Below are 24314 nucleotides of genomic sequence, written 5' to 3' on the forward strand. Positions count from 1 at the left end.
TGGCCGCCTGGTGCGGCGGGTGCTCCGGGAGCCGGGAGGTGGAGGCGGCCGGGTGGAGGCTGCCCTTGAGGGTGGTGGCGCGAGGTTCAGCTGGAGCGTCGACAGGACATGCTTGTCACGCGGAGCAGGTCCACGTGGCGACGGCGAACAAGGATGAGCACGTCACCAGCGTAGATGACCTTGACCGGAGCGGGCGAGCCCCCTGCGGCGGAGGGCTGCCTCTCACTTGGCAGTGGCCCTTCAAGGGTGGAAAGCCTTCGTGTGTCGCCCCTCTCAGCCGTTGTTGAGGTAGGCCAGCACGGCCAGGACACGGCGGTTGTCGTCGTCGGAGGGCTGGAGGTCGAGCCGGACGAAGATCGACGCGGTGTGCTTGGCGACGGCCCGCTCGGTGATCACCAACTGCTGGGCGATCGCCGCGTTGGAGCGCCCCTCGGCCATCAGCGCCAGCACCTGCCGCTCGCGCGGGGAGAGGGTGGAGACCGGGCCGGCCGAGGAGTTGTGGGCGAGCAGCCGGGTGATCACCTCCGGGTCCATCACGGTGCCGCCCCGGGAGACCCGCTGCACCGCGTCGATGAACTGGGCGCCGTCCAGCACCCGGTCCTTCAGCAGGTAGCCGATCCCGCCGGTGCTGCCGGCCAGCAGCTCGCGCGCGTACAACTGCTCCACGAACTGCGACAGCACCAGGACGGGCAGACCGGGGTGCGCCTGGCGGGCGGCCAGCGCCGCCCGCAGCCCCTCGTCGGTGAAGCCGGGCGGCAGCCGGACGTCGACCACGGCGATGTCCGGCCGGTCGGCGGCCACCGCGGTGAGCAGTTCGTCGCCGGTCTCGACCGCCGCGGTGACCTCCATGCCGCTGGCCTCCAGCAGCCGAGTCAGGCCGTCCCGGAGGAGGAAGAGGTCTTCGGCGATGACAACGCGCACGGGATCTCCAGGTTCACAATGGTCGGGCCACCGGATGGGCTGCTGATCGCGAGCACCCCGTCGAAGGCGGCCAGTCGGCGTTCGGTTCCGCTGAGGCCGGTCCCCCGCGACGGGTTGGCGCCACCGCGCCCGTCATCGGTGACCGATATCCGCAGCAGCCCGTCACTGTGCCCTATCTCGATCCACACGTGCGAGGCGTCGGCGTGTTTCACCACGTTGGCCAGCAGCTCGCTCACCGCGAAGTAGACGGCGGACTCCACCGGAGCGGGCGCCCGGCCGGGCAGCCCGCCGGTGAAGGTGACCGGTAGCGGGAGGTCCAGCGCGGTCGCCTCGACCGCGTCGGCCAGGCCTCGGTCGGCGAGCACCGGCGGATGGATGCCCCGGACCAGGTCGCGCAGCTCGCTCAGGGCCTTGACCGAGGACATCCGGGCCTCGACCAGCAGGGGTTGCAGGGCCTTCGGGTCGTCCTTCACCTGCTCGGCCACGGTCAGCAGCATGCCCAGGGCGACCAGCCGGGCCTGCGCCCCGTCGTGCAGGTCCCGCTCGATCCGGCGCAGCTCGGCCGCCCCGGCGTCGATGGTGTCCGCCCTGGTCCGGGCCAGATGACTGACCTGGCGGGCGAGTTCGCTCCGTCGGGACGGGCCGAGCAGGGCGCGGGCGGCCCGCTCGTGCACCCGCAGGACCACCGGCGCGGCCCACAGGGCGGCCAGCGGGGAGATGTAGAGCCCCATCAGGTAGACGGGCCCCAGCGGGAGGAACGGCCCGTTCCGGCCGAGCACCTGGAGGGCGGTCGGGGTCAGCACGACGATCACGGCGGTGATCGGGATGGCGCAGCCGGAGACGAGCACCCAGAGGAGGTCCCGCCACGTCGCCGGATCGGCCAGCCAGCCGCCGGCGCGCAGCCGCTGCCACGGCCCGGCGTCGACGCGGTGGTACGGCACCGGGATCGGCCGGCCGCTCCACCGGCCGACGATCCGCCGGTTCTCCGTCGCGATCCAGCGCGTGCCGAGCAGGCCGAGCACCAGCATCGCCGGCCCCAGGCAGAGCGATCCGGACCGGCCGCCGGGCGGGGCGCCGCCGTAGAGGTCGGTGGCCATCAGCGCGAGCGAGCCCGGCGCGAACAGGACGGCCCCGGCCGCCCGGCCGCCGCCCCCGGTGGCCCAGCAGAGCGCCCAGAGGGCGACCGGCGCCAGCGGCACCAGCAGGATCAGCGGCCCGCCCGGACCGTGGGTGAACGGCTCGGTGTCGTCGGGGCCGAGCAGGGCGGCGGCCAGCAGGACCGGCCCGGCCAGCAGCGCCATCAGCCCCGTGACGGCCAACGTGACCATGTAGAGCGCCCGCACGCCGGCCACGACGGCACCCTCCAGCTGCGCGACGGCCCTGGACACTGCGCTCGTCCTCATCCCGCGCCTCCCCTCCGGTCGGTGGCCCCGCGGCCCCGGTTGATCATCCGGCGTCAGTCTGCCGCGCCGTGACGTGCGGCGCTCTAGGTCTGCGCCCCCAATCCGGGGTGTACCTGGATACACCCCCGAGAGGCCGTCCAGACGGCTGTCCGCGCCCCGCCCCGGATTCGTAGCGTCATGTCCCGTCAGCCGGACCGGACTTCCGGTGCCGGACCTCGAATCGTGGAGGGCCCGTGAACGCGCCGATCATCCGGATCCGCGGCGTCAGCAAGACGTACGACCGATCCGACGCCGCCCACCCCGCGCTGGCCGGGCTCGACCTGGAGGTCCGGGCCGGCGAGGCGCTGGCCGTGCTCGGCCGCTCGGGCAGCGGCAAGTCCACCCTGCTGAACCTGGTCGCCGGCCTCGACCGCCCGAGCGAGGGCGCCGTCGAGGTGGACGGCGTGGCCGTCCACGAGCTCGGCGAGGCCGCCCTGGCCGAGTACCGGCGGAAGCGGATCGGCATGGTGTTCCAGTTCTTCAACCTGCTGGACGACCTGAACGTCGAGGACAACGTGCTGCTCCCGGCCCAGCTCGCCGGGATGCGGCGGGAGCGGGCCCGGGTCCGGGCCGGCGAGCTGCTGGAGCGGCTCGGGGTGGCCCGGCACGCCAAGGCCTTCCCCGGGCGGCTCTCCGGCGGCGAGCGCCAACGCGTCGCGGTGGCGCGGGCCTTGATGAACCGCCCGCCGCTGCTGCTCGCCGACGAGCCGACCGGGGCGCTGGACACCGCCTCGGCCGCGGACGTCCGCGACCTGCTCCGGGGGCTCAACGCGGAGGGCCAGACGATCCTGCTGGTCACCCACGACACCGCGCTCGCCGAGGCCTGCGCCGACCGGACCATCGAACTGCTCGACGGCCGGCTGGTCCGGGACACCGCGGCCGTGCCGGCCCCCGGCGGTGCGCGATGAGCGAGCGGTGCGCGATGAGCGAGTGGCGGGGGTGCCCCCGGCCGGAGGCTGGGGGAGAGCGGATCACGGGAGGGCGCGTGCGGGCGAACGCCCCCGCCGGGCGAAGGGAGGCGGGCGCATGAGCGTACTGGGCAAGGTGGTTCGCGCCGGGGTCGGCCGCAAGCGGGTGCAGACCCTGGTCATGGTGCTCACCACGATGGCGGCCGTGACGGCGTGCATCCTCGCCACGGGCCTGCTGGTCGCCTCCCAGGGCCCGTACCAGCGCACCTTCGCCGACCAGCGCGGCGCGCACCTCAACGCGCTGTACGACCCGGCCAGGGCGAGCCCCGCCCAACTCGCCGCGACCGCGCACGCCCCCGGCGTGACGGCTTCGGCCGGCCCCTACCCGGCGCTCACCGTCCAGCCGCGCGCCGGTGACGAGCTGCGGATCCCGCCGGCCGGCAGCCTGCTCCCGCCGGTGACGCTGGTCGGCCGGGCGAAGGACGGCCCGCTGGACGGCCTGCGGATCACCATGGGCCGCTGGCTCGCCGGCCCCGGCGAGGTGGTGTTCCTGGACGGCCACTCGCCGCTGGGCGTCGGCGACAGCATGCAGTTCCCCGACCTCCCCGGGCACCCGGTCCTCAAGGTCGTCGGCCTGGCCGCCTCCCCCTCCTGGAGCGCGGACGGCTGGATCGCCCCCGAACAGGTCGCCGGGCTCACCGCGCCCGGTGCGGCGCCCGCCGCCCAGTACCTCTACCGCTTCGCCCACGCCGGCACCGACGCCGAGGTGGAGGCGGACCGCGCCGCGCTCGCCGCCGCGGTGCCGGGCGGCGCCCTTGCCAGGGCCACCTCGTACCGGCCGGCCCAGGCGGAGGCCAACCGGACGGCCGCGACCTTCGTCCCGTTCGTGACGGCCTTCGGGGTGCTCGGCTTGGCCATGTCGGTGCTGATCATCGGCGTCGTGGTCAGCGGCGCAGTCAGCGCCGCCACCCGGCGGATCGGCATCCTCAAATCCCTCGGCTTCACCCCGTCCCAGGTGGCGCGCGCCTACGTCGGCCAGGCACTGATCCCGGCCGGGGCCGGCACGGTGCTCGGCGTGCTCGGCGGAAACCTGTTGTCCGTGCCCGTCCTCGGGATGGCGCACAAGGCCCTGCGCGGCGGCCTGCTCGGCATCCCGCTCTGGGTGGACGTCGCCGTTTCGGCGGTGGCCCTGGCGGCCGTGGCGGGCACCGCCCTGGTGCCCGCGCTGCGGGCCGGCCGGCTGCGCACGGTGGAGGCGCTCGCGGTCGGCCGGACGGCGCCGGGCGCCCGGCGGGCAGCCTCCCGCGGCGGCCCGGGTCCGGCCGGGGCGTCGGGTCCGGTCGCCAGGATCCAGCAGCTCATCGGCCGCCTACCGGTGCCGCGCGCCCTGAGCCTCGGGCTGGCGACCCCGCTCACCCGGCCGGGCCGCTCGGCGACCACGGCCGCCGCGGTGGTGCTCGGCACGGCCGGAGTCACCCTGTGCGTCGGCCTGACGCTCTCGCTCGGCTCCTTCCAGGACGGCCTCCAGGCCGGGCGCTCCGGCGAGGTCGTGGTCCAGACCCCGATCGAGAGCTCGACGAAGGCCTCCGACCACGTGGACGAGGGCGCCGCGACCAGGGCGATCACCGACCGCCCCGGTACCCGGGCCTGGTACAGCACCGCTCCGACGCCGGTCGCCGTGGCCGGGAACACCGGGCGCACCGCGGTGATCGCCTTCACCGGGGACGCCTCCTGGGGCGGCTACCAGCTGATCTCCGGACGGTGGTTCCAGGGCCCCGGCGAAGTGGTCGTCGCCACCGCCTTCCTGCGCGCCAACCAGGTGCGCGTCGGCGACACCGTCACCCTCACCGACCACGGGCGCAGCACCCCGGTGCGGATCAGCGGTGAGGTCCTGACCACCAGCGACCAGGTGTTCGTCGACCGGGCCGCGCTGGCCCCGCTCGGCACCGCCGTCCAGGCCGACGCGGTCGCCTTCCAGATCGACCTCACCCCGGGCACGGACGCGCAGGCGTACGCGGACGGGCTCGACGACGCCGTCCGGCCGCTGGGCCTGAGCGCCGAAGCGGGCGGGCAGCAGATCAGCATCGTGATGCTGGCCATGAACACCCTCGCCGGGACGCTCACCCTGCTGCTGGCCGTGGTGGCCGGCCTGGGCGTGCTCAACACGGTGCTGCTGGACACCCGGGAGCGGGTGCACGACCTCGGGGTGCTCAAGGCGCTGGGGATGTCGCCCCGGCAGACGGTCGGCATGGTGCTCACCTCGGTCTGCGGCAGCGGGCTGACGGCCGGGCTGATCGGGGTACCGATCGGGATCCTGCTGCACCACCAGGTGATGCCGGCGATGGCCCGCGCCGCCGGGGTCGGGGTGCCGGAGGCGGACCTCACCGTGTTCCACCCCTCGGTGGTGGGGCCGCTGATACTCGGCGGCCTGGTGCTGGCGCTGCTCGGCGCCCTCCTCCCCGCCGCCTGGACCGCCCGCACCCGGACGGTCACGGCGCTGCGCACCGAGTGACGGCGGGGCGGGGCGGTAGGGAAGGCCCGCCCCGCCGGTGACTCAGACCAGCCGTGCCGCCGCGTACGCCTCCAAGGCGGCCCGCTGGTACGCGGCCAGGCCCGGGGTGATGGCCTCGTACGCGGCGCTCCACTGGGCGTTCTCCGTGCAGGAGCGCGCGATCGCGCGGAACTCCTCGACGGAGACCGTCCGGAGCGCGCTGAGCGCCCGGTACTCGGCGTCGATGTGGTTCTGCACGGGCTCGGCGTCCGCCGGGTGGCCGGCCGCCAGCAGCTCCGCCAGGCGGATCATCCGCGCCGTCCGCTCGCGCTGTCCGGCCTCGACGTCGGCCTGGCCCATCGCGGCGGTGGCGCGCCGCGCCGCCTCGGCGTGCTCGGGGAAGTCCCGCAGGCTCTCCTCGACGTCGCCGGGCTGGATGCCCTCGAACAGGTTCTCCGGTCGGTTGATGCTGGTCATGGGTGTGCCGTCCTCTCGGGAACGTTCCAGGTCGGCGATCGTGCGGGAGACGGTGGCGGCCAGGGTGTCCAGCCGGTCGCGCTCGGCGAGCAGCCGGTGCCGGTGGTCCCGCAGGGCCTCCAGCTCGTCCACCTGGTCGCCCAGGATCCGGGCGATCTCGGTCAGCCCGACCCCCAGCGCCCGCAGTACGAGGATCTGTTGCAGCTGGAGCAACTGCCGTTCCTCGTAGTAGCGGTGGCCGTTGGAGCCGATCCAGGACGGGGGCAGCAGCCCGATCTCGTCGTAGTGCCGCAGGGTCCGGGCGGTCACGCCCGACATCCGGACGACTTCCGCGATCGGCCAGGCCGCTGCCATGCGCCGTCTCCCTCGTTCACGTTCGCTTGGACCAGGGCCGGTTCCTCCGGCCCTGGTCGCGACGGTAGAAGCTGACGCTGCGGCAGCTTCAAGCCCCGAGACCGTCCCGGGGCTGGAACCAGTCGAGGGACTGCCCGTGCGGTCCGGTGAAGGCCACCGGCCGCTCGTCCAGGGCGAGCGCGAACAGCCCGGATCCGACGGGCGCGGGGTGGGGGAGACGTCGCTCGACGGTCGGCAGCACCGAGACGGCCTCGTTGGAGATCCAGTGCCCGGGCAGACCGCGCATGGTCACCGCGAACTCCTCCCGTGCCTCCGGGGGTAGGTAGGCGAGCACCGCGCTGTGGAACACCACCGGCGTGGCACCGGCGGGCACCTGTGCCACCAACTCCCTCACCGTCGCGTTGAGGTCGCCGCGCACCAGGTGCGGCGGCTCGGCCCGGGCGACCTGGACGGCGCCGCGCAGCCGCTCCAGCCGGTGGGCCTGCTCGGGCCAGACCAGCGACTCCAGCCAGCGCATGTCCTCCTCGTCCCGGACGTCCAGCGGGTTGAGGTCGATCCCGGCGCGCCACACCACCTCGGGCAGCCGCTCCCGCAACGACGCCGGCAGCGGTACCGGCCCGCGCACCGCGCACTCCAGCGTCACCGGGCTCTCCTGGGCGCCGAACTCGATCGCCGGGCCGCCCGCTTCACCCGCTTCACCCGCTTCGCCTGCTTCACCTGCTTCGCCCACCTCAACCGTGTATCGGTACCGATACCGGTCGGGGTAGAGGCAGAGCCCCGCCGAGGCCCCCACCTCGATCAGCGCGAGCGGCTGCGGCAGCGCCGCCAGCAGCGGCAGCAGGGTGGCGCACCGGCCGGCCTCGTTGGTCTGCGTCCGCCGTCGCAGCATCGTCGCCGCAACCTCGTCCCAGTGCGCCGACACCCAGGTGCGGAAGGCCGGATAGCCGGCCGTCACCGGCCCACCGAGGTGGCGGACCGAGCCGAACAGCAGGTTCGGCTGCCGCTTCGGGGCCGGCAGACCGTCCAGCAGGGCGCACAACTCGTCGTCCCCGGCGGCGCGTTCGGCGAGGCCCTGGTAGCTCGCCGAGTTGCCGCGCGCCTCCCGCTCCGCGAAGGCCCGGTAGAGGTCCCCGATAGCACTGTCCACGTTCCGTACTTCCTTTCTCTTCAGCTCTCTTCAGCTCTCTTCAACGAATTGGCGCAGCCCTGTCCGTGCCTTTCCGGTCAGGCCGGTGGTCCTACGGCTGCGCCGCCGCCCGTAGCGCGGACACCAGCGCGCCGAGCACCGGCTGTCCCCAGGCGCCCTCGCGCACTGCGGCGTGCAGCGCACGGACCGGCTCCGGGCCACGGAGCCGGCGCACGGTGACGCCCGGGTGGCGCTGGGCGAGCCCGAGGGCGGGGACCAGGGCGACGCCCAGTCCGGCCGCGACGAAGCCCTGCGCCGTCGCGTAGTCGGCGCTGTCCACCGCGACGGACGGCCCGAACCCGGCCGCGTCGCAGGCCCCCCGGACGACCTCCCGGCACGGGCCGGGCGGCTCGGCCCCCACCCAGGGCTCGTCCGCGAGCTCGGCGAGGTCCAGGACGCGTTTCGCGGCGAGCCGGTGGCCCTTGGGCAGCACCGCCCGGTACGGGTCGTCGCGCAGGTGGACCAGCCGCAGGCCCGGGTGCGCGGCGCCGTCGGACCGGACCACCACCGCGAGGTCGGCCCGGCCGTCCAGCACCTTGGTGAGCGGGTCCTCCGGGTCGGTCATGCCGAGGTCGAGCCGTACGCCCGGGTGCGTCCGGCGGAACGCGGCCACCGCCGGGGCCACCAACGCGGCGCCGGCCGTGGCGAAGTAGCGCACGGTCAGGCTGCCGCTGCGCCCGGCCCGCAGGTCGGCCAGCGCCGCGCCGGCCTCCGCGACCTGCCGCTCGATGACGGCGGCGTGCCCGGCGAGCAGCAGTCCGGCGGCGGTCGGCCGAACGCCGCGCCCGACGCGTTCCAGCAGGGCCGTCCCGGTCTCCCGCTCCAGCGCCGCCACCTGCTGGCTGACGGCGGACGGGGTGTAGCCGAGCGCACCGGCCGCCGCGCTCACCGAGCCGTGGTCGACCACGGCCCGCAGGACCTGCATCCGTCGGACGTCGAGCACCTCAGTCATGTAGCTCAGCTTAAAGGTGGTGAAGAACATTTCGCTTGTGCTACCGGATCCCGTCGCGGGACCGTCGTTGAACACCCCGCCCCCCGACCCCGCCCCCCGACACCGCCCCCCGACACCCCCCGACACGGCTCCCCGCCCCCCCGAAACCGTCACCTCGACAGAAGGAGCACCGCCCGTGCTGCGGATGGCCGTTCTCGCCCTGTTCTGGGGCTCGGGCTTCCTCTGGATCCGGCTCGCGCTCCAGCACGGGCTCACCCCCGTGCAGATCACCGTGCTCCGCTCGGTCCTCGGCGCCACCGTCCTGCTGCTGCTCGCCCGTTCCGCCCGGCAGCGCCTGCCGCGCGGTGCCGCCGTCTGGCGCCGGCTCACGCTGGCGGCGCTGCTCTGCAACGCGCTGCCGTTCCTCCTGACCGCGTACGGCGAGCGCGGCGTAGGTTCCGGCCTGGCCGGGGTGCTGCACGCGACCACCCCGCTCTGGTCCCTGCTGGTCGGTCTCGCCCTCGGCGCCGAACGTGCCCGCGGCCCGCTGCGGTCAGGTGGTCTGGTGCTCGGCTTCGCGGGCGTGCTGCTGATCTTCTCCCCGTGGCGGGACGGCGGTGGCCTCCCCGCCCTGCCCGCACTCGCCCTGCTCGGTGCGGCGGCCAGCTACGCCATCGCCTTCGCCTACATGGCCCGTGCCCTCACCGGCACGGGGGCGGCCCCGTTGGCCCTCTCCGCCGCCCAGCTCACCGCCGCGGCCGGGCTGAGCACGCTCGCGCTGCCGGTCGGCGGCTCGCTCGACCCGGTAGCGGGCGCCGATCCGCTCGGACTCGTCGCCGTCGCCGTCCTCGGCGTCGCCTGCACCGGGCTCACGTTCCACCTAAACTACCGCCTCATCGCCACGGAGGGCCCCACCAGTGCGGCCACCGTCGGCTATCTGCTGCCGGTGGTCTCCACCGCGCTCGGCGCGCTCGTCCTCGGCGAGGAGCTGACGATCCGGACCGTCGCCGGAATGATCGTCGTACTCGCCGGTGTTTTCCTGACGAAACATCACAGGGCCCAGGCCCCCGCCCTCATGCCGACCCCCACCGCTTCCCGCGACTGAACGGACCATGCACCCCCACTCCCTCTGGCGAACCGCCGACTTCCGCACCCTCTTCACCGCGACCGCCCTCGCCCAACTCGGCACCAACGTCGGCTACGTCGCCGTCCCGCTGATCGCCGTCGAGGCGCTCGACGCGAGCCCGGGGCGGGTCGGCGTCCTCGCCACCCTGAGCACCCTCGCCTTCCTGCTCATCGGCCTGCCCGCCGGCGCCTGGGTGGACCGGATGCGCCACCGCCGCGTGCTGATCGTCGCCGACCTGGTGAAGGCCGCGCTGTACGCCTCCATCCCGCTCGCCTGGTGGCTGGGCGGGCTCACCCTCTGGCAGCTGTACACGGTCGCGCTGCTCACCGGCTGCGCGACGGTCTTCTTCGACGTCGGCTCGCAGAGCGTGCTGCCCCGGTTGGTCGGCCGCGGGCACCTGGTGCAGGCGAACGCCGCCGTCGTCGGCCTGATGGCGGTCGGCAACGTCGCCGGGCGCGGCGCGGGCGGCCTGCTGGTCCAACTGCTCACCGCGCCGTTCGCGATCGTCGCGACCGCGCTCAGCCACCTCGGCTCGGCGCTTCGCCTGATCGGGCTGCGCCGCACCCCCGCCCCCGAACCGATCGCCGACAGAGACAGGCATAGGGGCAGGGGCGAGGGCGGGGACGCCGACAGGGGCAAGGGCAGGGGCAAGGGCAGGGGCAGGGGCAGGGGCGGCGGGCTCGGAGCGCAGATCGCCGAGGGGCTGCGGCACGTCCTCGGCAACCGGGAACTGCGCGCGCTCGCCCTCACCGCGGCCCTCACCAACCTGGGCTTCCAACTCGTCAACACGCTGCTCCCGGTGCTGTTCGTGCGGGAACTGGGCCTTTCCGCCTGGGCGTTGGGCCTGTTCTGGGCGGTCGGCGGGGTCGGCATCCTGCTCGGCTCGCGCTGCGCCCGCCCGATCGCCGCCCGACTCGGCTACGGGCGCACGCTCGGCCTGGCCGGCGGCTGCGTGGCGCCCGCCGGGCTGCTGGTGCCGCTGATCGGGCACGGCCCCTGGCTGTTCGCGGCGGGGGCGGGCTGGCTGCTGGTCTCGCTCAAGACCGGGATGGACAACGTCCTCGGGGTGAGCCTGCGCCAGCGGATGACCCCGGACGCGCTCCTCGGCCGGATGAATGCCACCTTCCGCTTCCTGCTCACCGGAGCGCTCGCGATCGGCTCCGCGCTGTCCGGGCTGCTCGGCGAACTCGTCGGCCTGCGGGCCACCCTCTGGTGCGGCGGAGCCGTCCTCGCGGTGGCCTTCCTGCCGGTCTTCCTCTCCCCGATCCGCACCCGCCGCCGGCTCCCCGAAGCCGAAGCCGAAGCCGAAGCCTCCGAAGGCCCCGTCCCCGCGCAGACTCCCACCCAGCTCCCCACCCAGCTCCCCACCCAGCTCCCCGCGCAGCCTCGACAGGCCTGAGACCTACCAGCCCGGCCCGTGCCCCGGCTGCCAGTCCAGCCCCAGGTGCGGGCGCGGGCGGTGGATCCGCAGCAGCGCGGTCACCGACCAGACGACCAGGGTCAGCAGGGCGTAGAACAGCAGCAGCGCCCAGAACGGCGTGGTGGACATGCTCCCGTCCTCGAACCGGCACCACGCGTCCGGCGGCAGCCAGGACGCGCCCGTCTCCAGCAGCCGTCCGCCGCCGGGTACCAGGCCCTGTTCGCAGCGCTCGCCGAAGTCCAGTGACCGCACGTACAGCAGCCCGTACAGCGAGCCCGCCGCCGCGAGGGACAGGACGGCGCCGAAGGTGAGCAGCACCGCCCGCCGTCGCCCGGTCGCCGTACGGATGTTCGTCACCGGGGCAGCGTACCGGCGCCCCAGCCGGGGCGCCCGGTGATCACCCGAGCAGGCCGCCCATGTGCGCGTCCTCGGCGAGCAGCCGCCACGAGCACCCGGGCGAGGCGAACGCCTCCGGGTCGACGGCCTCGACGAGCCGGTCCACCACGGTGCTCAGCAGCGACTGCGGGTCGAACACCGCCCAGGTGTCCCGGCCCCGCCCGCAGTCCCAGCGCTCCCACTCGGCGCGCAGCCGCTCGTACGTCCACAGCGCGTACAGCAGGGCGGACAGGTCGCGGTTGAGGTAGGCCTCCGGCTGGCCGTCGTCGTACCAGTCCGGCAGCTCCAGGCGGCCGGTGACACCGTCCAGGGCGATCGTCAGATCCGTCGGCCAGTCCCCGAGGGCCAGGAACTCCCGCTGGTACGGGCGCTCCTCCTCGCCGTCGAAGTACTCCGGGTACGCCTCCGCCATCGTGACCAGCGGTTCCTCGCAGACCCCGAACATCGCCCCGCCCAGCGGCAGTCCGATCTCGGTCAGCAGCCGTCGGGTCGGCTCGTGCACCAGCCCGGCGGGGAGCTCCTGCGCCCGGTAGCGGTGCACCAGGCCCGGGCCGCCCTCCTGGCCCGTCAGCGCGGCGAGCTCCGCCACCAGCTCCGGGCCGACCTCGTACGCCGGACCGCCCGGACCGCCCGGCAGCGCGCCCCAGCCCAGTGCTCGCACGAGCAGCGCCGTGCCCCAGTGCGCGGGCGGCGTCGCGGACCGTCCGAACAGCCCGGGGTCGATCTCCCGCATCCGCCGTTCGGCCCCGGCCGTCACCTCGGCGACCACCGCGGGGCCGCGCCGCCCGTCCAGCGCGTCCGCCCGCCGGGCCGACTCGGCGACCGCCTCCACCTCCCGCACCAGCCCGGCCAGCGCGGGCAGGCCGGAGGCCAACAGGTCCCGCCGCGGGCCGGGTTCGCCGAGGAACACCTCGCCGGTCGTTCCGTCGAGCAGCACCAGGCCGCCGGCCGCGGCGAACGGCGCGCAGTACTCCGTCTCGCCCAGGACGAACAGCCGCTCCGCCTCCGGCAACGCCGGAGGCGGCCCGTCGCCGAGCACCCCGAAGTCCAGGAACGCACCCGAGAGCGGCAGCCCCTCCCGGATCAGGAACTCCCGGCTCCCCGGATGCACCACCCCACTCGGCAACCCGTCCGCCGCCACCCGCGCACACCCCGCGTCCCCCATGCCCCCCACGTCCCCCGCCCTCCACCGCCCCGACCCTTGACCCCCAGACCCTAGTCGCCCCGTCCGACACCAGAGCGGGCAAGCCGCCGCAAGCCGCCGCAAGCCACCGCAGGGCTCCAGCCGTACCAGGGCGGACCAGGGCGAGCCGGTTTCCCGGATCCGCCCCCACCCCACCCGGGCGCCGTACGGGGCGGGTCAGACGAGCCCGCCGGCCTCCCGGGCGGCCCGCTCCACGCGGGCGTGGTGGGCCTGCCACCAGGCCGCGTCGCCGGGGGCGGTGTTGATCCCGTCCGGGCGCTGGCCGGTGGTGTCGTCGACGAGTTCGCGGAGGAGGTCGGCGTGGCCGGCGTGGCGGTGGGTCTCGGCGATCATGTGGACGAGGACCCGGTGCAAGGTCTGCTCGGCCCGCCGGCCGAACGGTATCCGGCCGATCGCGTCCAGCGGCAGCGCCTCGATGGTGGCGTCGGTGTGCGCCCAGACCCGGCGGTAGCGTCCGGTGATCTCCTCCGTGGTCTCGTCCGCCCGCGCCCACAGGTCGGCGTTCGGCTCGGCGTCGCCGGTGAACCACAGCGGCGTCGGTTCGGGGAACGGCCGCCCGAAGGTGTCGCCGAAGTACATCGCCTCGGCCCCGGTGACGTGTTTGACCAGCCCCAGCAGATTGGTCCCGGTCGGGGTCAGCGGGCGCCGGAGGTCGTATTCGGAGAGGCCGTCGAGCTTCCACAGCAGGACGTCGCGGGCGTCCTGGAGATAGATCCGGAGGTCGGTCCTGGGATCGGTTGCCGTCATGGCATCAGTCTGTTGATCGCGTCGGACCTGTCCACCGAATTCCGCGCACCCAGGGGCCGGCAAGGGGAACTACGGAGTGTGACGGGTGGGGCGGGGAGGGTGTGGACTTGAATCTTTACGAACGAATGTTCGATCCTGGGGTTGTGTCCGTTTTCGAACCTGCTTTCGATTCCATCGCCGAGCGACCGACGCTCCGGCCGGTGGCGTCGGCCGCCGTGCCGGCGGAAGGGCGGGCCGGGCGGGGCGTGGTGCCGGTGGTGCCGGCGCTGCGGGAGGTGCTGCCGGACGGCGGGCTGCGGCGGGGGACGGCGGTGTCGGTGGCGGGCGGGGACACCGGGCTGCTGCTGGCGCTGGCAGCCGGGGTGAAGGAGACCGAGGGCGGCTGGGCGGCGGCCGTCGGGTTGCCGGACCTGGGGCTGGCCGCGGCCGAGGGATACGGGCTGGACCTGCGGCGGCTGCTGGTCGCGGACGACCCGGGGCCGCACTGGGCCGAGGTGGTGTCGGTGCTGACCGGCGCGGTCGAACTGGTCATGCTGCGCCCGGACGGCCCGGTGCCGCCGAAGCTGGCCACCCGGCTGGCGGCGGTGTTGCGGCGCAGCGGCTGCGTGCTGCTGGTGGCCGGGCCGTGGCCGGGGGCGGCCCTGCGGCTCGGGGTCCGGTCCGGGCGCTGGTTCGGGCTGGGGGACGGTTACGGGCAGCTCGCCCGGCGGCAGGTGGAGGTGGTGGCCGAGGGGCGCGGTTCGGCGGTGCGCGGGCGGACCGCCCGGCTCTGGCTGCCGGACGAGCACGGCGCGGTACGGGCGGTCCCGGACAGACCGGTCCTGGACCGGCCGACCCTGGAGCGCCCCGTCCTGGAGCGCCCCGTCCTGGAGCGTCCCGTCCTGGAGCGCCCCGTTCCGGGGCGGCCCGGGGTCGTCGGGCAGCCGCTCGAACGGGTAGCGGTGGTGTGAGCGATGGCGGACGACAGGACACCGCGGGTGCTGGTGGTCTGGTGCCCGGACTGGCCGGTGGCGGCCGTCACCGGCGACGACCCGGTGGCGGTGACCGAGGGCGGGCGGATCCTCGCCTGCTCGGCGGGTGCCCGGGCGGCCGGGGTGCGGCAGGGGCAGCGGCTCAAGCTGGCCCAGCGGCTCTGCCCGGCGCTGGAGCTGCGCGACCGCGACCCGGAGGCGGAGACCGGCCGCTTCGAGCCGGTGGTCGCGGCGGTGGAGGCGTTCACGCCCCGGGTGGAGGTGGTCCGCCCGGGCCAGTGCGCGATCCCGGTGAAGGGGCCGGGCCGCTACTTCGGCGGTGAGGAGGCGCTGGCGGCCAAGGTCCGGACGGCGGTGGCGGACGCGCTGGCGCGGGAGCCGGTCCCGGACGCCGCCCCCGGCGCGGTCTCCGTGCCCGGCACGGACGCCACCCCCGCCACCACACCCCCCGCGACCCCTGCCGCCACGCCCCCCGCCCCCACCGCGACCGAGCACCCCCCGCCCCCGCCCGCCCAGGTCGGGGTCGCCGACGGCCTGTTCGCCGCCGTGCTCGCCGCCCGCGCCGGAGTGCTGGTGCCGGCCGGGCGGACGGCGGAGTTCCTCGCGCCGTACCCGGTGGGCGTGCTCGGCGACGAGACGCTGGCGGAGGTGCTGGGGCGGCTCGGCCTGCCGACCGTCGGGGCGTTCGCCGCGCTGCCGCCCGAGGCGGTCGTGGACCGCTTCGGCCCGGCCGGGGCGGTGGCGCACCGGCTGGCCCGGGGCTTGCAGCCGCGTCCGCTGGTGCCGCGCGACCAGGAGCCGGACCTCGCCGTCGAGCAGCGCTTCGACCCGCCCGAGCCGCTGGCGGAGCCGCTGGTGTTCGTCGCCCGCACACTGGCCGAGCAGCTGCACCAGCGGCTGGCCGGGGCCGGGCTGACCTGCCGCCGGGTGGCCGTCGAGGTGGCCTGCGCGGACGGGCGGACGGCCTCGCGGCTGTGGCGGCACGAGGGCGGGCTGTCGGCGACGGCGCTGGCCGAGCGGGTCCGCTGGCAGCTCCAGGCCTGGCAGGGCGCGGGCACGTTCGCCGCGTCCGGGGAGGCGCCCGACGCCGGGTTCGCCCGGCTCCGGCTGGCCCCCGACGGCCTCTCCCCGGACCAGGGCCGTCAGTTGGCGCTGTGGGGCCAGGCGGTCGCGGACGACCGGGTGGAGCGGGCGGTGGCCCGGGTGCAGGCGGTGCTCGGACACGCCGGGCTGCGCCGGATCGAGCCGGCCGGCGGGCGCGGTCCGGGTGAGCAGGCGGTCAAGGTGCCGTGGGGCGAGCCGTACGAGGCGGCGGGGCCGGCCGGCGCGCCCTGGCCCGGGCGGCTGCCGGACGTGTGGCCGGCGGTGGTGCTGCGGGAACCGGTGCCGGTGCGGGTGCTGGACGAGGCCGGGCTGCCGGTCACGGTGGACGGCCGGGCGGGGGTGTCGGCCCGGCCGGCCCTGGTGGTGTTCCAGGAGGGTCCGTCGGGCCGGGAGGGGCAGGGGCAGCAGGGGCGACAGGAGCGGGTGGACGGCTGGACCGGCCCCTGGCCGGCGGTCGAGTACTGGTGGGACCAGTCGCTCGCCCGCCGCCGGGCCCGGTTCCAGGTCGTGCTGGGCGGTGGCCGGGCGCTGCTGCTCACGGTGGAGGGGGGCGCGTGGTACCTGGAGGCCGGCTACGACTGACGGCCGCCGGCCCGAGGGGGGATCCGAGGGGGGGATCCGAGGGGGGAGAGGTGACGAACCGCGAGAACGAAGGCGACCCCCGATGGGCTTCACCAGCCACCCCACCCTCCCCTGGAGCGAGCTGCACCGCCGCCTGACCGGCGCCGCGCCGGACCGTACGGTCGTCCCCCTGCGCCGCCCCGCCCAGGAGGAGCCCGCCCCCACCCCCGGAGCCCCCGCCCCCGCCCAGGAGGAGCCCGCCCCCGGAGCCCCCGGCGACGGCGGCGAGCCCTGGGCCGAACTGCACGTCCACTCCGCCTTCAGCTTCCTGGACGGCGCCAGCGACCCGGAGGACCTGGTCGCCGAGGCGGCCCGGCTGGGCGTGGAGACGCTGGCGATCACCGACCACGACGGCCTGTACGGCGCGGTCCGGCTGGCCGAGGCGGCCCGGGGGACGGGCGTGGCCACCGCGTTCGGAGCCGAACTGACGATCCGTCATAACAGTTCAGAGGTGGAACACTTGCTGGTGCTGGCCCGCGACCCGGCCGGCTACCGCCGGCTGTCCGCCGCGATCGCCGCCGCCCAGCTGGCCGGCGGCGCGAAGGGCCGCCCGGCGTACGACCTCGCGGCACTGGCCGGGGCGCACGACGGGCACTGGGCGGTGCTCACCGGCTGCCGCCTCGGCCGCGTCCCGGCAAAACTCGATGACGGCACGGCTGGGCACCAACTCCGCACCCTGACCGAGGCGTTCGGCCGCGACAACGTCCACGTGGAGCTGATCGACCAGTGGCTTCCCGGCGACGACCGGCGCAATGACGCCCTCGCCGCGCTCGCCGCCGAGCAGGGCCTCCCGGTGGTCGCCTCCACCAACGCCCACCACGCCGGCCCGGCCCAGGGCCGGCTGGCACAGAGCCTGGCCGCGCTGCGCGGGCGCCGCACCCTCCAGGACGCGGTCGGCTGGACGCGGGCCGCGGGCACCGCGCACCTGCGCTCCGGCCGGGAGATGGCCGCCCGGCTGGCCCGCTTCCCGGGGGTGCGGCGGGCCACCGCCGAACTCGGCCGTTCCTGCGCCTTCGACTTCACCAGGCTGGACCCGGAGCTCCCGGGCTTCCCCGTCCCGGAGGGCGAGAGCGAGATCAGCCACCTGCGCGCCCTGGTCGCCGCCGACGGCCCGGCCCGCTTCGGGCCCGGCAACGCCGCCGCCCGACGCCAGCTGGCCCTGGAGCTGGACGTCATCGAGGACCTCGACCTGGCCGGCTACTTCCTGATCGTGCACGACATCGTCGACTTCTGCCGGAGCCAGGACATCTGGTGCCAGGGCCGCGGCTCGGCCGCCAACTCGGCGGTCTGCTACGCCCTGGGGATCACCGCCGTCGACCCGGTCCACTACAAGCTGCTGTTCGAACGCTTCCTGTCCACCGCCCGGGACGGGCCGCCCGACATCGACCTGGACATCGAGAACCGCCGCCGCGAGGAGGTCATCCAGTACGTCTACCGCCGCTACGGCCGCGAGCACGCCGCGCAGGTCGCCAACGTGATCACCTACCGGCCCCGGCTGGCGATCCGCGACGCGGCCAGGGTGCTCGGCTACCCGCAGGGCCAGGTGGACGCGTTCAGCCGGCAGACCGACTTCCGCTCCGCGCCCGGCGCGGACGCCGTGATCCCCGCCGACGTGCTCTCGCTCGCCGGCCAACTCCACGGCCTGCCGCGCCACCTGGGCATCCACTCGGGCGGCATGGTGCTCACCAGGGAGCCGATCGGCGAGATCTGCCCGACCGAGTGGGCCCGGATGCCCGGGCGCTCGGTGCTGCAGTGGGACAAGGAGTCCACGGCCGGCGCCGGGCTGGTGAAGATCGACCTGCTCGGCCTCGGCATGCTCGCCGCGCTGCACGACGCCTGCGACCTGGTCGCCGAGCACCACGGCCTGCGCTACGACCTGGCCACCATCCCGGACGGCGACGCGGGCGTGTACGCGATGCTGCGCCGGGCGGACACCGTCGGCGTGTTCCAGGTCGAGTCGCGGGCCCAGATGGCGACGCTGCCCCGGCTCAAGCCGGACCACTTCTACGACCTGGTGGTCGAGGTCGCGCTGATCCGGCCCGGCCCGATCCAGGGCGGCTCCGTCCACCCGTACCTGCGCCGCCGGGCGGGCGCCGAACCGGCCGGCTGCCCGCACCCGTTGATGGAGAACGCGCTCGGCAAGACCCTCGGGGTGCCGCTGTTCCAGGAGCAGATGATGCAACTCGCCATCGACTGCGCCGGGTTCACGCCCGCCGAGGCGGACCGGCTGCGGCAGGCGATGGGCGCCAAGCGCTCGCACGAGCGGGTCGCCCGGCTGCGCGAGCGGCTGCTCGGCGGGATGGCCGAGCGCGGCATCCCCGAGGAGGTCGCCGAGGACGTCTACGGCAAGATCGAGGCGTTCTCCAACTACGGCTTCCCGGAGAGCCACGCGATCAGCTTCGCCTACCTGGTGTACGCCAGCGCCTGGCTCAAGTACCACTTCCCGGCGGCCTTCACCTGCGCCCTGCTGGCCAACCAGCCGATGGGCTTCTACTCGCCGCTGAGCCTGGTCGCGGACGCCCGGCGGCACGGCGTGCGGGTGCGCGGGGTGGACGTCAACGCCAGCGCGCCGCGCCCCACCCTGGAGCCGTACCGGGGGCCGACGCCGGAGCCGCCGCTGACCGCGGGCCGCCCGCAGCCGGCGATCCGGCTGGGCCTGGAGACGGTGCGCGGCATCGGCGCCCCGCAGGCCGCGGCGATCGCGGCCGGTCAACCGTACGCCGACCTGGAGGACTTCGCGCGCCGTACCGGTCTGCCCGCGCCGGCGCTGGAGGCGCTGGCGACGGCGGGCGCCTTCGACTGCTTCGGGTTGACGAGACGTCAGGCACTGTGGACCGCCGGTGCGTTCGCCGGTATCTCGGCCGCACTGATCCCGGGGACCACCCCCGGGACGGAGGCGCCGCCGCTGCCCGGCATGAGCCCGGTCGAGGAGACCATCGCCGACCTGTGGGCCACCGGAACCTCCGCCACCAGCCACCCGCTCCAGCACCTGCGCGCCCGCCTGGAGCGCGGCGGCGCCCTGTCCGCCGCCGAACTCCCGGACGCGGCACCGGGATCGGAGGTGGTGGTCGGCGGCCTGGTCACCCACCGGCAGCGGCCGCCGACGGCCGGCGGGGTGCTCTTCCTCAGCCTGGAGGACGAGACCGGCCTGATCAACGTGGTCTGCAACCGCCCGGTCTGGGAGTCCCAGCGCCGCACGGCCCTCGACCGGGCCGGCCTGCTGGTCCACGGCCGCATCGAGCGCGACCGCGGCGCCACCAACCTGATCGCCACCCGGCTCACCCCGCTGCGGATCGGACTCTGAGCGGGGCAGGGGGGGTGGCCTCCAGGCCTGCCGTCCGCACCGCCGCAGATGGCGACCCGGTCAGCTCAGGCGGGCGTCCGCCCCTTGCCCGGGGCGCCGGCGAAGACCTGGGCGATGGGGAGCCAGGCGGTCGCGGTGGGGCCGGTGGCGGTGAGGGCGAGGTCGTCGCGGTGGCGGCGCTGGGTCACCAGGAGGCAGAAGTCCAGGGCCGGGCCCGTCACCCGGTCCGTGGCGCCGTCCGGCCCGAAGGTCCACAGGCCGCCGTCGGGCGCGGTCAGTTCGAGCCGGACGGGCGACTCGGGGGCGGGCAGCCCGTGCAGGGTGAACGCGAAGCCGAGGGTGCGCAGCCCCAGGTGGGCGATGTGCCGCAGCCGGGTGGTGGGCTCGCGGGCGGCGCCGAGCGCGTCGGCGACGTCCTGGCCGTGCGCCCAGGTCTCCATCAGCCGGGCGGTGGCCATCGAGGCGGGCTTCATCGGCGGGCCGAACCACGGCAGCCGGGTGCCGGCCGGGGTGGCGGCCAGTGCGGCCGACACCTCCTCCCGGCCGGCGCGCCAGCGGGCGAGCAGGTCCGCGGGTGCGGCGGCCGCGCCGCCGGCCGCGCCCTCGTCCACCGGGTCGACGCCGGCGGCCGGCAGCGTGCCGAAACGCTCGTCGCGAGCGGCGGCGAAGCCGTCCGCGTCGCGCGCGGCCAGCGCCGTCCAGTCGTCGGTCCAGGCGAGGTGGGCGATCTGGTGCGCGATCGTCCAGCCCTCGGCGGGCGTCGGGCGCGCCCAGCCGGCCGGGTCCAGCCCGGCCACCAGGGCGTCCAGCGCCGCGCTCTCGGCCCGCAGGTCGTCCAGCAGCGCGGTCAGGACGTCCGCCGCGGGCGTCGTCGGGGCGTTCGGGTCCGTCATCGGTTTCCCTCCTTCCGGGTCCGGCGCGTTACCCGCCGGTAAGCCACGGCCGCACCCTACGCCCGGACCGGCCGCCGCGCCCGCCACTCCGTCGAAGACGCGGGGAACACCCACGTCAGCACTCTCGCCAGCGGCCGTGCCGCGTGTGACAATCTCGCGATGACAAGGGCGAAGACGGGCCCCGGGGCCGCGGACACCCTCACCACCCCGGCGCACCCGGACGATCCCGGGCTCGCCGCCCGCGCCGCCGAGTTGGTGCGGGACGCCGTGCTCGGCGACCTCGCGCGGCGGGTGGTGGCCGAGTGCGGGGCCGACGTCGGACTGGTCGGCGTGCCGCAGCCGTCGTCCGGGCCCCGGGAGAGCGACGCGGGCATGGTGCTGCGCCACTGGGCCGGCACCCGGGCCGACCTGCTGCACGACCGGGCCGTCCCGACCGGCACCGGCCTGGGCGGGCGGGCACTGGCCGAGCGGGCGCCCAGCTGGGTGCCCGACTACCGTGCCGCCACCACGATCTCGCACGACCACGACGCCGCCGTCAGCGCCGAGGACCTGTACGCGATGCTCACCGTGCCGCTGCTGCACGGCGACACCGTGTACGGCGTGGTGTACGCGTCGCTGCGCGCCGTCGTCCCGTTCGGGGACGTGCGGATCGCCGCCGTCGGCGAACTGGCCGCGATCGCGACCCGGGCCCTCGCGGGGGCGGCCGCCTGGCGCTCCGCGCCGCCCCGACGGGCCGCCCCCGTAAGGCCGTTGACCCCGCGCGAGCACGAGGTGCTGCGCTGGGCGGCGACCGGCCGGACCAACCCGGAGATCGCCGCCCGGCTGGGCCTCACCTGCAACACCGTGACGGGCTACCTGAAGTCCGCGATGCACAAGCTCGGTGTTCGCAACCGCACCGAACTCGCCCTGGCGGCGCGCGAGTCCGGCCTGGTCGGCCGGTGAGCGCGCCCGGTCGGCCGGTGGGCGCGCCCGGTCGGCCGGTGGGCGTACCCGGTCGGCCGGGGGCGGGCCTCAGCCGACCTGCCGATCCCGCCCCGTCCAGTACGGCTCGCGCAGCCGGAACTTCTGTAGCTTCCCGGTGGCGGTCCGCGGCAGGGCCGCCCGGAACTCCACCGAGGTGGGCGACTTGTAGCCGGCCAGCCGCTGCTTGCAGTGCGCGATCAACTCGGCCTCGGTGACGGCCTCCTGGCCCCCTCGGAGGACCACCAGCGCCTTGACGGTCTCGCCCCACTTCTCGTGCGGCACTCCGATCACCGCGGCCTCGGCGACCGCCGGGTGGCCGTACAGGCAGTCCTCCACCTCGATCGAGGAGACGTTCTCCCCGCCGCTGATGATGACGTCCTTCTTCCGGTCCGAGATGGTCAGTTGGCCGTCCTGGCCGAGGACGCCGCCGTCGCCGGTGTGGAACCAGCCGTCCCGCAGGGCGTCGGCGGTGGCCGCGGGCTGCTGCCAGTAGCCGTCCAGCACGGTGTTGGAGCGCACCAGGACCTCGCCGGAGGCGTCGACCCGCAGTCGGGTGCCGAGCGCCGGGGCGCCCGCCTGCACCAGCTTCTCGGCCCGTTCGGCGGCGGGCAGGGCGTCCCACTCGGCGCGCGAGCGGTTGACCGTGACCGCCGGGGAGGTCTCGGTCAGGCCGTAGAGCTGCATGAACTCCCAGCCCAGCTCGGACTCGACCTGCTGCACCACCGAGGTCGGCGGCGGCGCGCCGGCCACCACGATCCGCACCCGGTCCCGGCCCGGCACCGGGCCGTCCCACTCGGCGGCCGCGTCCAGCACCATCTGGACCACGGCGGGCGCCCCGCTGAGGAAGGTCACCCCGTGCCGCTCGACCCGGCGCAGGATCTCCGCGCCGTCCACCTTGCGCAGCACGATGTGCCGGGCGCCGAGCCCGGTGAGGGCGAACGGCAGGCCCCAGCCGTTGGCGTGGAACATCGGCAGGGTGTGCAGGTAGACGTCCCGGTCGCCGACGCCGTAGTGCAGGCCCATCAGTACCGCGTTCAGCCAGATGTTGCGGTGGGTGAGCTGAACGCCCTTGGGGCGGGCGGTGGTTCCGCTGGTGTAGTTGATCGTGGCGGTGTCGTTCTCGGCGATCTCGTACCGCCGGGGGGAGTTGTCGAAGTCGTGCAGCAGCGCGTCGCTGTCCGCGCCGAGCACGAACTTGTGCTTGGCCGCCACCCCGTCCAGCGCGTCGGCGAGTTCGGGGTCGACCAGCAGGACGGACGCGCCGCTCTGCTCGACGATGTACGCCACCTCCTCGGCCTTCAGCCGGAAGTTCACCGGGACCAGCACCCGCCCGTGCCCGCTCACCCCGAACAGGGAGGTCAGCAGCCGGGCCGAGTTGTGCGACACGACGGCGACCCGCTCGCCCGGCCCGACACCCAGCCGGTCCAGCCCGGCCGCCTGCGCCCGGGCCAGTTCGGCGACCCGGCGGTAGCTCAGCTCGCCCCAGGATTCGGCCGGCTGCACCGGCTCGTCGACGATGCCGACCCGGTCGCCGTAGACCAGCTCGGCCCGGTCGAGGAAGTCCATCACGGAGAGTGGAATCTGCATGCGCCCACTGTCCTCTCCCGGCCGCCCGCCGGACACCCCCGATCGGGGGTGTCACCTGCGGAAGGGCGGAAGGAGAGTGAAAGTCGGGGCAGAAGGAGAGCGAAAGTCGGGCGGAAGAGGCGGATTCCGTCTGCTGAGCCCGTCGCGAACAGACGGGTGGCCGATGCGGTGGGGCCGGCCGGCCTCCTGCTGGGAAGATCGCAGCGAACGGCCACACACCCACGGGGAGAAGCACCATGAGCGACCGACGACCCGGGCACCTTCCACGAGGCCGGGGGACTGCGGTGACCACCCCCGCCACCGCGCACCCGCGGGCCGAGGGCCTGCTGCTGCGCCCCTTCGAGGACGCGGACGCACCGGCCCTGATAGCGGCGTACCGGGACGAGACGCTGCGCCGCTTCACCCGCGTCCCGGTGGGGAACGCCGAGGAGGCCGCGCACTGGCTCGGGCTGCAGTACCGGGGCCGGGCGGAGGGCCGCCGGTACAGCTTCGCGGTGCTGGAGCCCGGCACGGGCGAACTGCTCGGCAACGTCGCGCTCAAGCGGGGCACCCCGGGCGGGGAGACGGCCGAGGTGGGCTACTGGACGGCGGCCGCCGCCCGCGGCCGGGGGGTGGCCCCGCGCGCGGTGGTGGCGCTCACCGCCTGGGCCTTCGACGTGCTCGCCGACGACGGCCTGGTCCGGATCGACCTGCTGCACCAGGTGGACAACCCGGCCTCCTGCCGGGTCGCGGAGAAGAGCGGCTACGTCTTCCAGGAGGTGCTGACGGCCTTGCCGCCGGAGTTCCCGTCGGACGGTCACCGGCACTCCAGGAAAAGGCTGGACGGAACCGAACACGGCAGGTCAGAGTAGTCGGATGGGATCTCTGGTACGACACGTGACGATCGACTGCGCCGACCCGTACGGCCTCGCGCAGTTCTGGGCCCAGGCGCTGGACGGCACCCTGGCCGAGGACGACAACCCGGGCGACGAGGAGGCGGTGGTGCAGTCCGCCGGTGCCTCGCTGCTGTTCATCCGGGTGCCCGACGGCAAGTCGGTGAAGAACCGGGTCCACCTCGACCTCCAGCCGCAGGACCGCAGCCGGGACGAAGAGGTGGAGCGCCTGGTCGCGCTGGGCGCGACGGTGCTCGGCGACCACCGCACCCCGGACGGCAACGGCTGGGTCACCCTGGGCGACCCCAACACACGTGACTACCAGTTCTGTGCACCTTAGCCGCTGGTCAGCGCCAACGACAGAGCCCCGCCCGGAGCTTGGCCGAACGGGGCGTT

The 24314-nt window shown here is 75.3% G+C and carries 20 protein-coding genes; 10 read left to right on the forward strand and 10 right to left on the reverse strand.

The genetic code is table 11. The annotated features are described in order from the left end of the window. Nucleotides 1-273: 273 nt before the first annotated feature. Nucleotides 274-921 carry a response regulator transcription factor gene (locus AB0O19_RS34635; RefSeq protein ID WP_363625268.1) on the reverse strand — a complete coding sequence of 216 codons (648 nt, stop codon included), beginning with the start codon at nucleotides 919-921 and terminating at the stop codon, nucleotides 274-276. Continuing rightward, the gene (locus AB0O19_RS34640; protein WP_363625270.1) at nucleotides 873-2324 is read right to left on the reverse strand and encodes a sensor domain-containing protein; all 1452 of its coding nucleotides are present in this window, start codon (nucleotides 2322-2324) and stop codon (nucleotides 873-875) included. Before AB0O19_RS34640 ends, AB0O19_RS34635 begins: the two co-directional genes overlap by 49 nt. A 233-nt stretch (nucleotides 2325-2557) precedes the next feature. On the opposite strand from AB0O19_RS34640, the gene AB0O19_RS34645 reads away from it, so the two are divergent. Both AB0O19_RS34645 and AB0O19_RS34650 read left to right on the forward strand, forming a co-directional pair. Next, the gene (locus AB0O19_RS34645; protein WP_363625272.1) at nucleotides 2558-3271 is read left to right on the forward strand and encodes an ABC transporter ATP-binding protein; all 714 of its coding nucleotides are present in this window, start codon (nucleotides 2558-2560) and stop codon (nucleotides 3269-3271) included. A 118-nt stretch (nucleotides 3272-3389) separates the two neighbouring features. Beyond that, nucleotides 3390-5783, forward strand: coding sequence for an FtsX-like permease family protein (locus AB0O19_RS34650; RefSeq protein ID WP_363625274.1), 2394 nt, complete (start codon nucleotides 3390-3392; stop codon nucleotides 5781-5783). Nucleotides 5784-5825: 42 nt separating this feature from the next. Here the strand turns inward: AB0O19_RS34650 and AB0O19_RS34655 are convergent, their stop codons facing one another. The 3 genes from AB0O19_RS34655 to AB0O19_RS34665 form a co-directional block, all read right to left on the reverse strand. Next, the gene (locus AB0O19_RS34655) at nucleotides 5826-6593 is read right to left on the reverse strand and encodes a MerR family transcriptional regulator (protein ID WP_363625276.1); all 768 of its coding nucleotides are present in this window, start codon (nucleotides 6591-6593) and stop codon (nucleotides 5826-5828) included. An 88-nt stretch (nucleotides 6594-6681) separates the two neighbouring features. Then, entirely contained in the window at nucleotides 6682-7740 is a 1059-nt protein-coding gene (locus AB0O19_RS34660; RefSeq protein ID WP_363625278.1) for a DUF2332 domain-containing protein, read from the reverse strand. A 91-nt stretch (nucleotides 7741-7831) separates the two neighbouring features. Beyond that, nucleotides 7832-8704 carry a LysR family transcriptional regulator gene (locus AB0O19_RS34665; RefSeq protein ID WP_363625302.1) on the reverse strand — a complete coding sequence of 291 codons (873 nt, stop codon included), beginning with the start codon at nucleotides 8702-8704 and terminating at the stop codon, nucleotides 7832-7834. Nucleotides 8705-8915: 211 nt separating this feature from the next. Here AB0O19_RS34665 and AB0O19_RS34670 point away from each other — a divergent pair, with 211 nt between their 5' ends. Then, a complete protein-coding gene (locus AB0O19_RS34670; protein WP_363625304.1) occupies nucleotides 8916-9815 on the forward strand; it encodes a DMT family transporter in 900 nt (299 codons plus the stop codon). 7 nt (nucleotides 9816-9822) lie between these two features. Further along, nucleotides 9823-11235: an MFS transporter gene (locus tag AB0O19_RS34675; protein WP_363625280.1), complete on the forward strand. Its 1413-nt coding sequence runs from the start codon at nucleotides 9823-9825 to the stop codon at nucleotides 11233-11235. 3 nt (nucleotides 11236-11238) lie between these two features. Here AB0O19_RS34675 and AB0O19_RS34680 read toward each other — a convergent pair whose 3' ends face one another. The 3 genes from AB0O19_RS34680 to AB0O19_RS34690 all read right to left on the reverse strand — a co-directional run bounded on the left by AB0O19_RS34680 (nucleotide 11239) and on the right by AB0O19_RS34690 (nucleotide 13603). Continuing rightward, nucleotides 11239-11613, reverse strand: coding sequence for a hypothetical protein (locus AB0O19_RS34680; RefSeq protein ID WP_159398386.1), 375 nt, complete (start codon nucleotides 11611-11613; stop codon nucleotides 11239-11241). A gap of 40 nt (nucleotides 11614-11653) precedes the next feature. Continuing rightward, nucleotides 11654-12763, reverse strand: a complete 1110-nt coding sequence (locus AB0O19_RS34685; protein ID WP_363625282.1) for an SUKH-4 family immunity protein — start codon at nucleotides 12761-12763, stop codon at nucleotides 11654-11656. 249 nt (nucleotides 12764-13012) lie between these two features. After that, the gene (locus AB0O19_RS34690) at nucleotides 13013-13603 is read right to left on the reverse strand and encodes a DinB family protein (protein ID WP_363625284.1); all 591 of its coding nucleotides are present in this window, start codon (nucleotides 13601-13603) and stop codon (nucleotides 13013-13015) included. Nucleotides 13604-13803: 200 nt separating this feature from the next. Here AB0O19_RS34690 and AB0O19_RS34695 point away from each other — a divergent pair, with 200 nt between their 5' ends. From AB0O19_RS34695 to AB0O19_RS34705, 3 genes are all read left to right on the forward strand, one after another. After that, nucleotides 13804-14553, forward strand: a complete 750-nt coding sequence (locus tag AB0O19_RS34695) for a hypothetical protein (RefSeq protein ID WP_363625286.1) — start codon at nucleotides 13804-13806, stop codon at nucleotides 14551-14553. Between the two features lie 3 nt (nucleotides 14554-14556). Further along, the gene (locus AB0O19_RS34700; protein WP_363625288.1) at nucleotides 14557-16260 is read left to right on the forward strand and encodes a DNA polymerase Y family protein; all 1704 of its coding nucleotides are present in this window, start codon (nucleotides 14557-14559) and stop codon (nucleotides 16258-16260) included. Nucleotides 16261-16342: 82 nt separating this feature from the next. Beyond that, nucleotides 16343-19603 carry an error-prone DNA polymerase gene (locus AB0O19_RS34705; protein ID WP_363625290.1) on the forward strand — a complete coding sequence of 1087 codons (3261 nt, stop codon included), beginning with the start codon at nucleotides 16343-16345 and terminating at the stop codon, nucleotides 19601-19603. A 65-nt stretch (nucleotides 19604-19668) separates the two neighbouring features. On the opposite strand, the gene AB0O19_RS34710 is transcribed toward AB0O19_RS34705, so the two are convergent. Continuing rightward, nucleotides 19669-20496 (reverse strand): TIGR03084 family metal-binding protein, encoded by an 828-nt coding sequence (locus AB0O19_RS34710; protein ID WP_363625292.1) that lies wholly within the window; start codon nucleotides 20494-20496, stop codon nucleotides 19669-19671. Nucleotides 20497-20655: 159 nt separating this feature from the next. Here AB0O19_RS34710 and AB0O19_RS34715 point away from each other — a divergent pair, with 159 nt between their 5' ends. Continuing rightward, nucleotides 20656-21438 carry a LuxR C-terminal-related transcriptional regulator gene (locus tag AB0O19_RS34715; RefSeq protein WP_363625294.1) on the forward strand — a complete coding sequence of 261 codons (783 nt, stop codon included), beginning with the start codon at nucleotides 20656-20658 and terminating at the stop codon, nucleotides 21436-21438. Nucleotides 21439-21507: 69 nt separating this feature from the next. Here AB0O19_RS34715 and AB0O19_RS34720 read toward each other — a convergent pair whose 3' ends face one another. Continuing rightward, nucleotides 21508-23046: an AMP-binding protein gene (locus AB0O19_RS34720; RefSeq protein WP_363625296.1), complete on the reverse strand. Its 1539-nt coding sequence runs from the start codon at nucleotides 23044-23046 to the stop codon at nucleotides 21508-21510. A gap of 284 nt (nucleotides 23047-23330) precedes the next feature. Between AB0O19_RS34720 and AB0O19_RS34725 the strand changes: the two genes are divergently transcribed. Both AB0O19_RS34725 and AB0O19_RS34730 read left to right on the forward strand, forming a co-directional pair. Further along, on the forward strand, nucleotides 23331-23897 hold the full coding sequence (locus AB0O19_RS34725) for a GNAT family N-acetyltransferase (RefSeq protein WP_363625298.1): 567 nt from the start codon (nucleotides 23331-23333) through the stop codon (nucleotides 23895-23897). Between the two features lie 4 nt (nucleotides 23898-23901). Next, entirely contained in the window at nucleotides 23902-24258 is a 357-nt protein-coding gene (locus AB0O19_RS34730) for a VOC family protein (RefSeq protein ID WP_363625300.1), read from the forward strand. The last annotated feature ends 56 nt before the right edge of the window (nucleotides 24259-24314 follow it).

Origin of the sequence: Kitasatospora sp. NPDC091276, assembly GCF_040684355.1 — a bacterium.
Taxonomy (GTDB): Bacteria; Actinomycetota; Actinomycetes; order Streptomycetales; family Streptomycetaceae; genus Kitasatospora.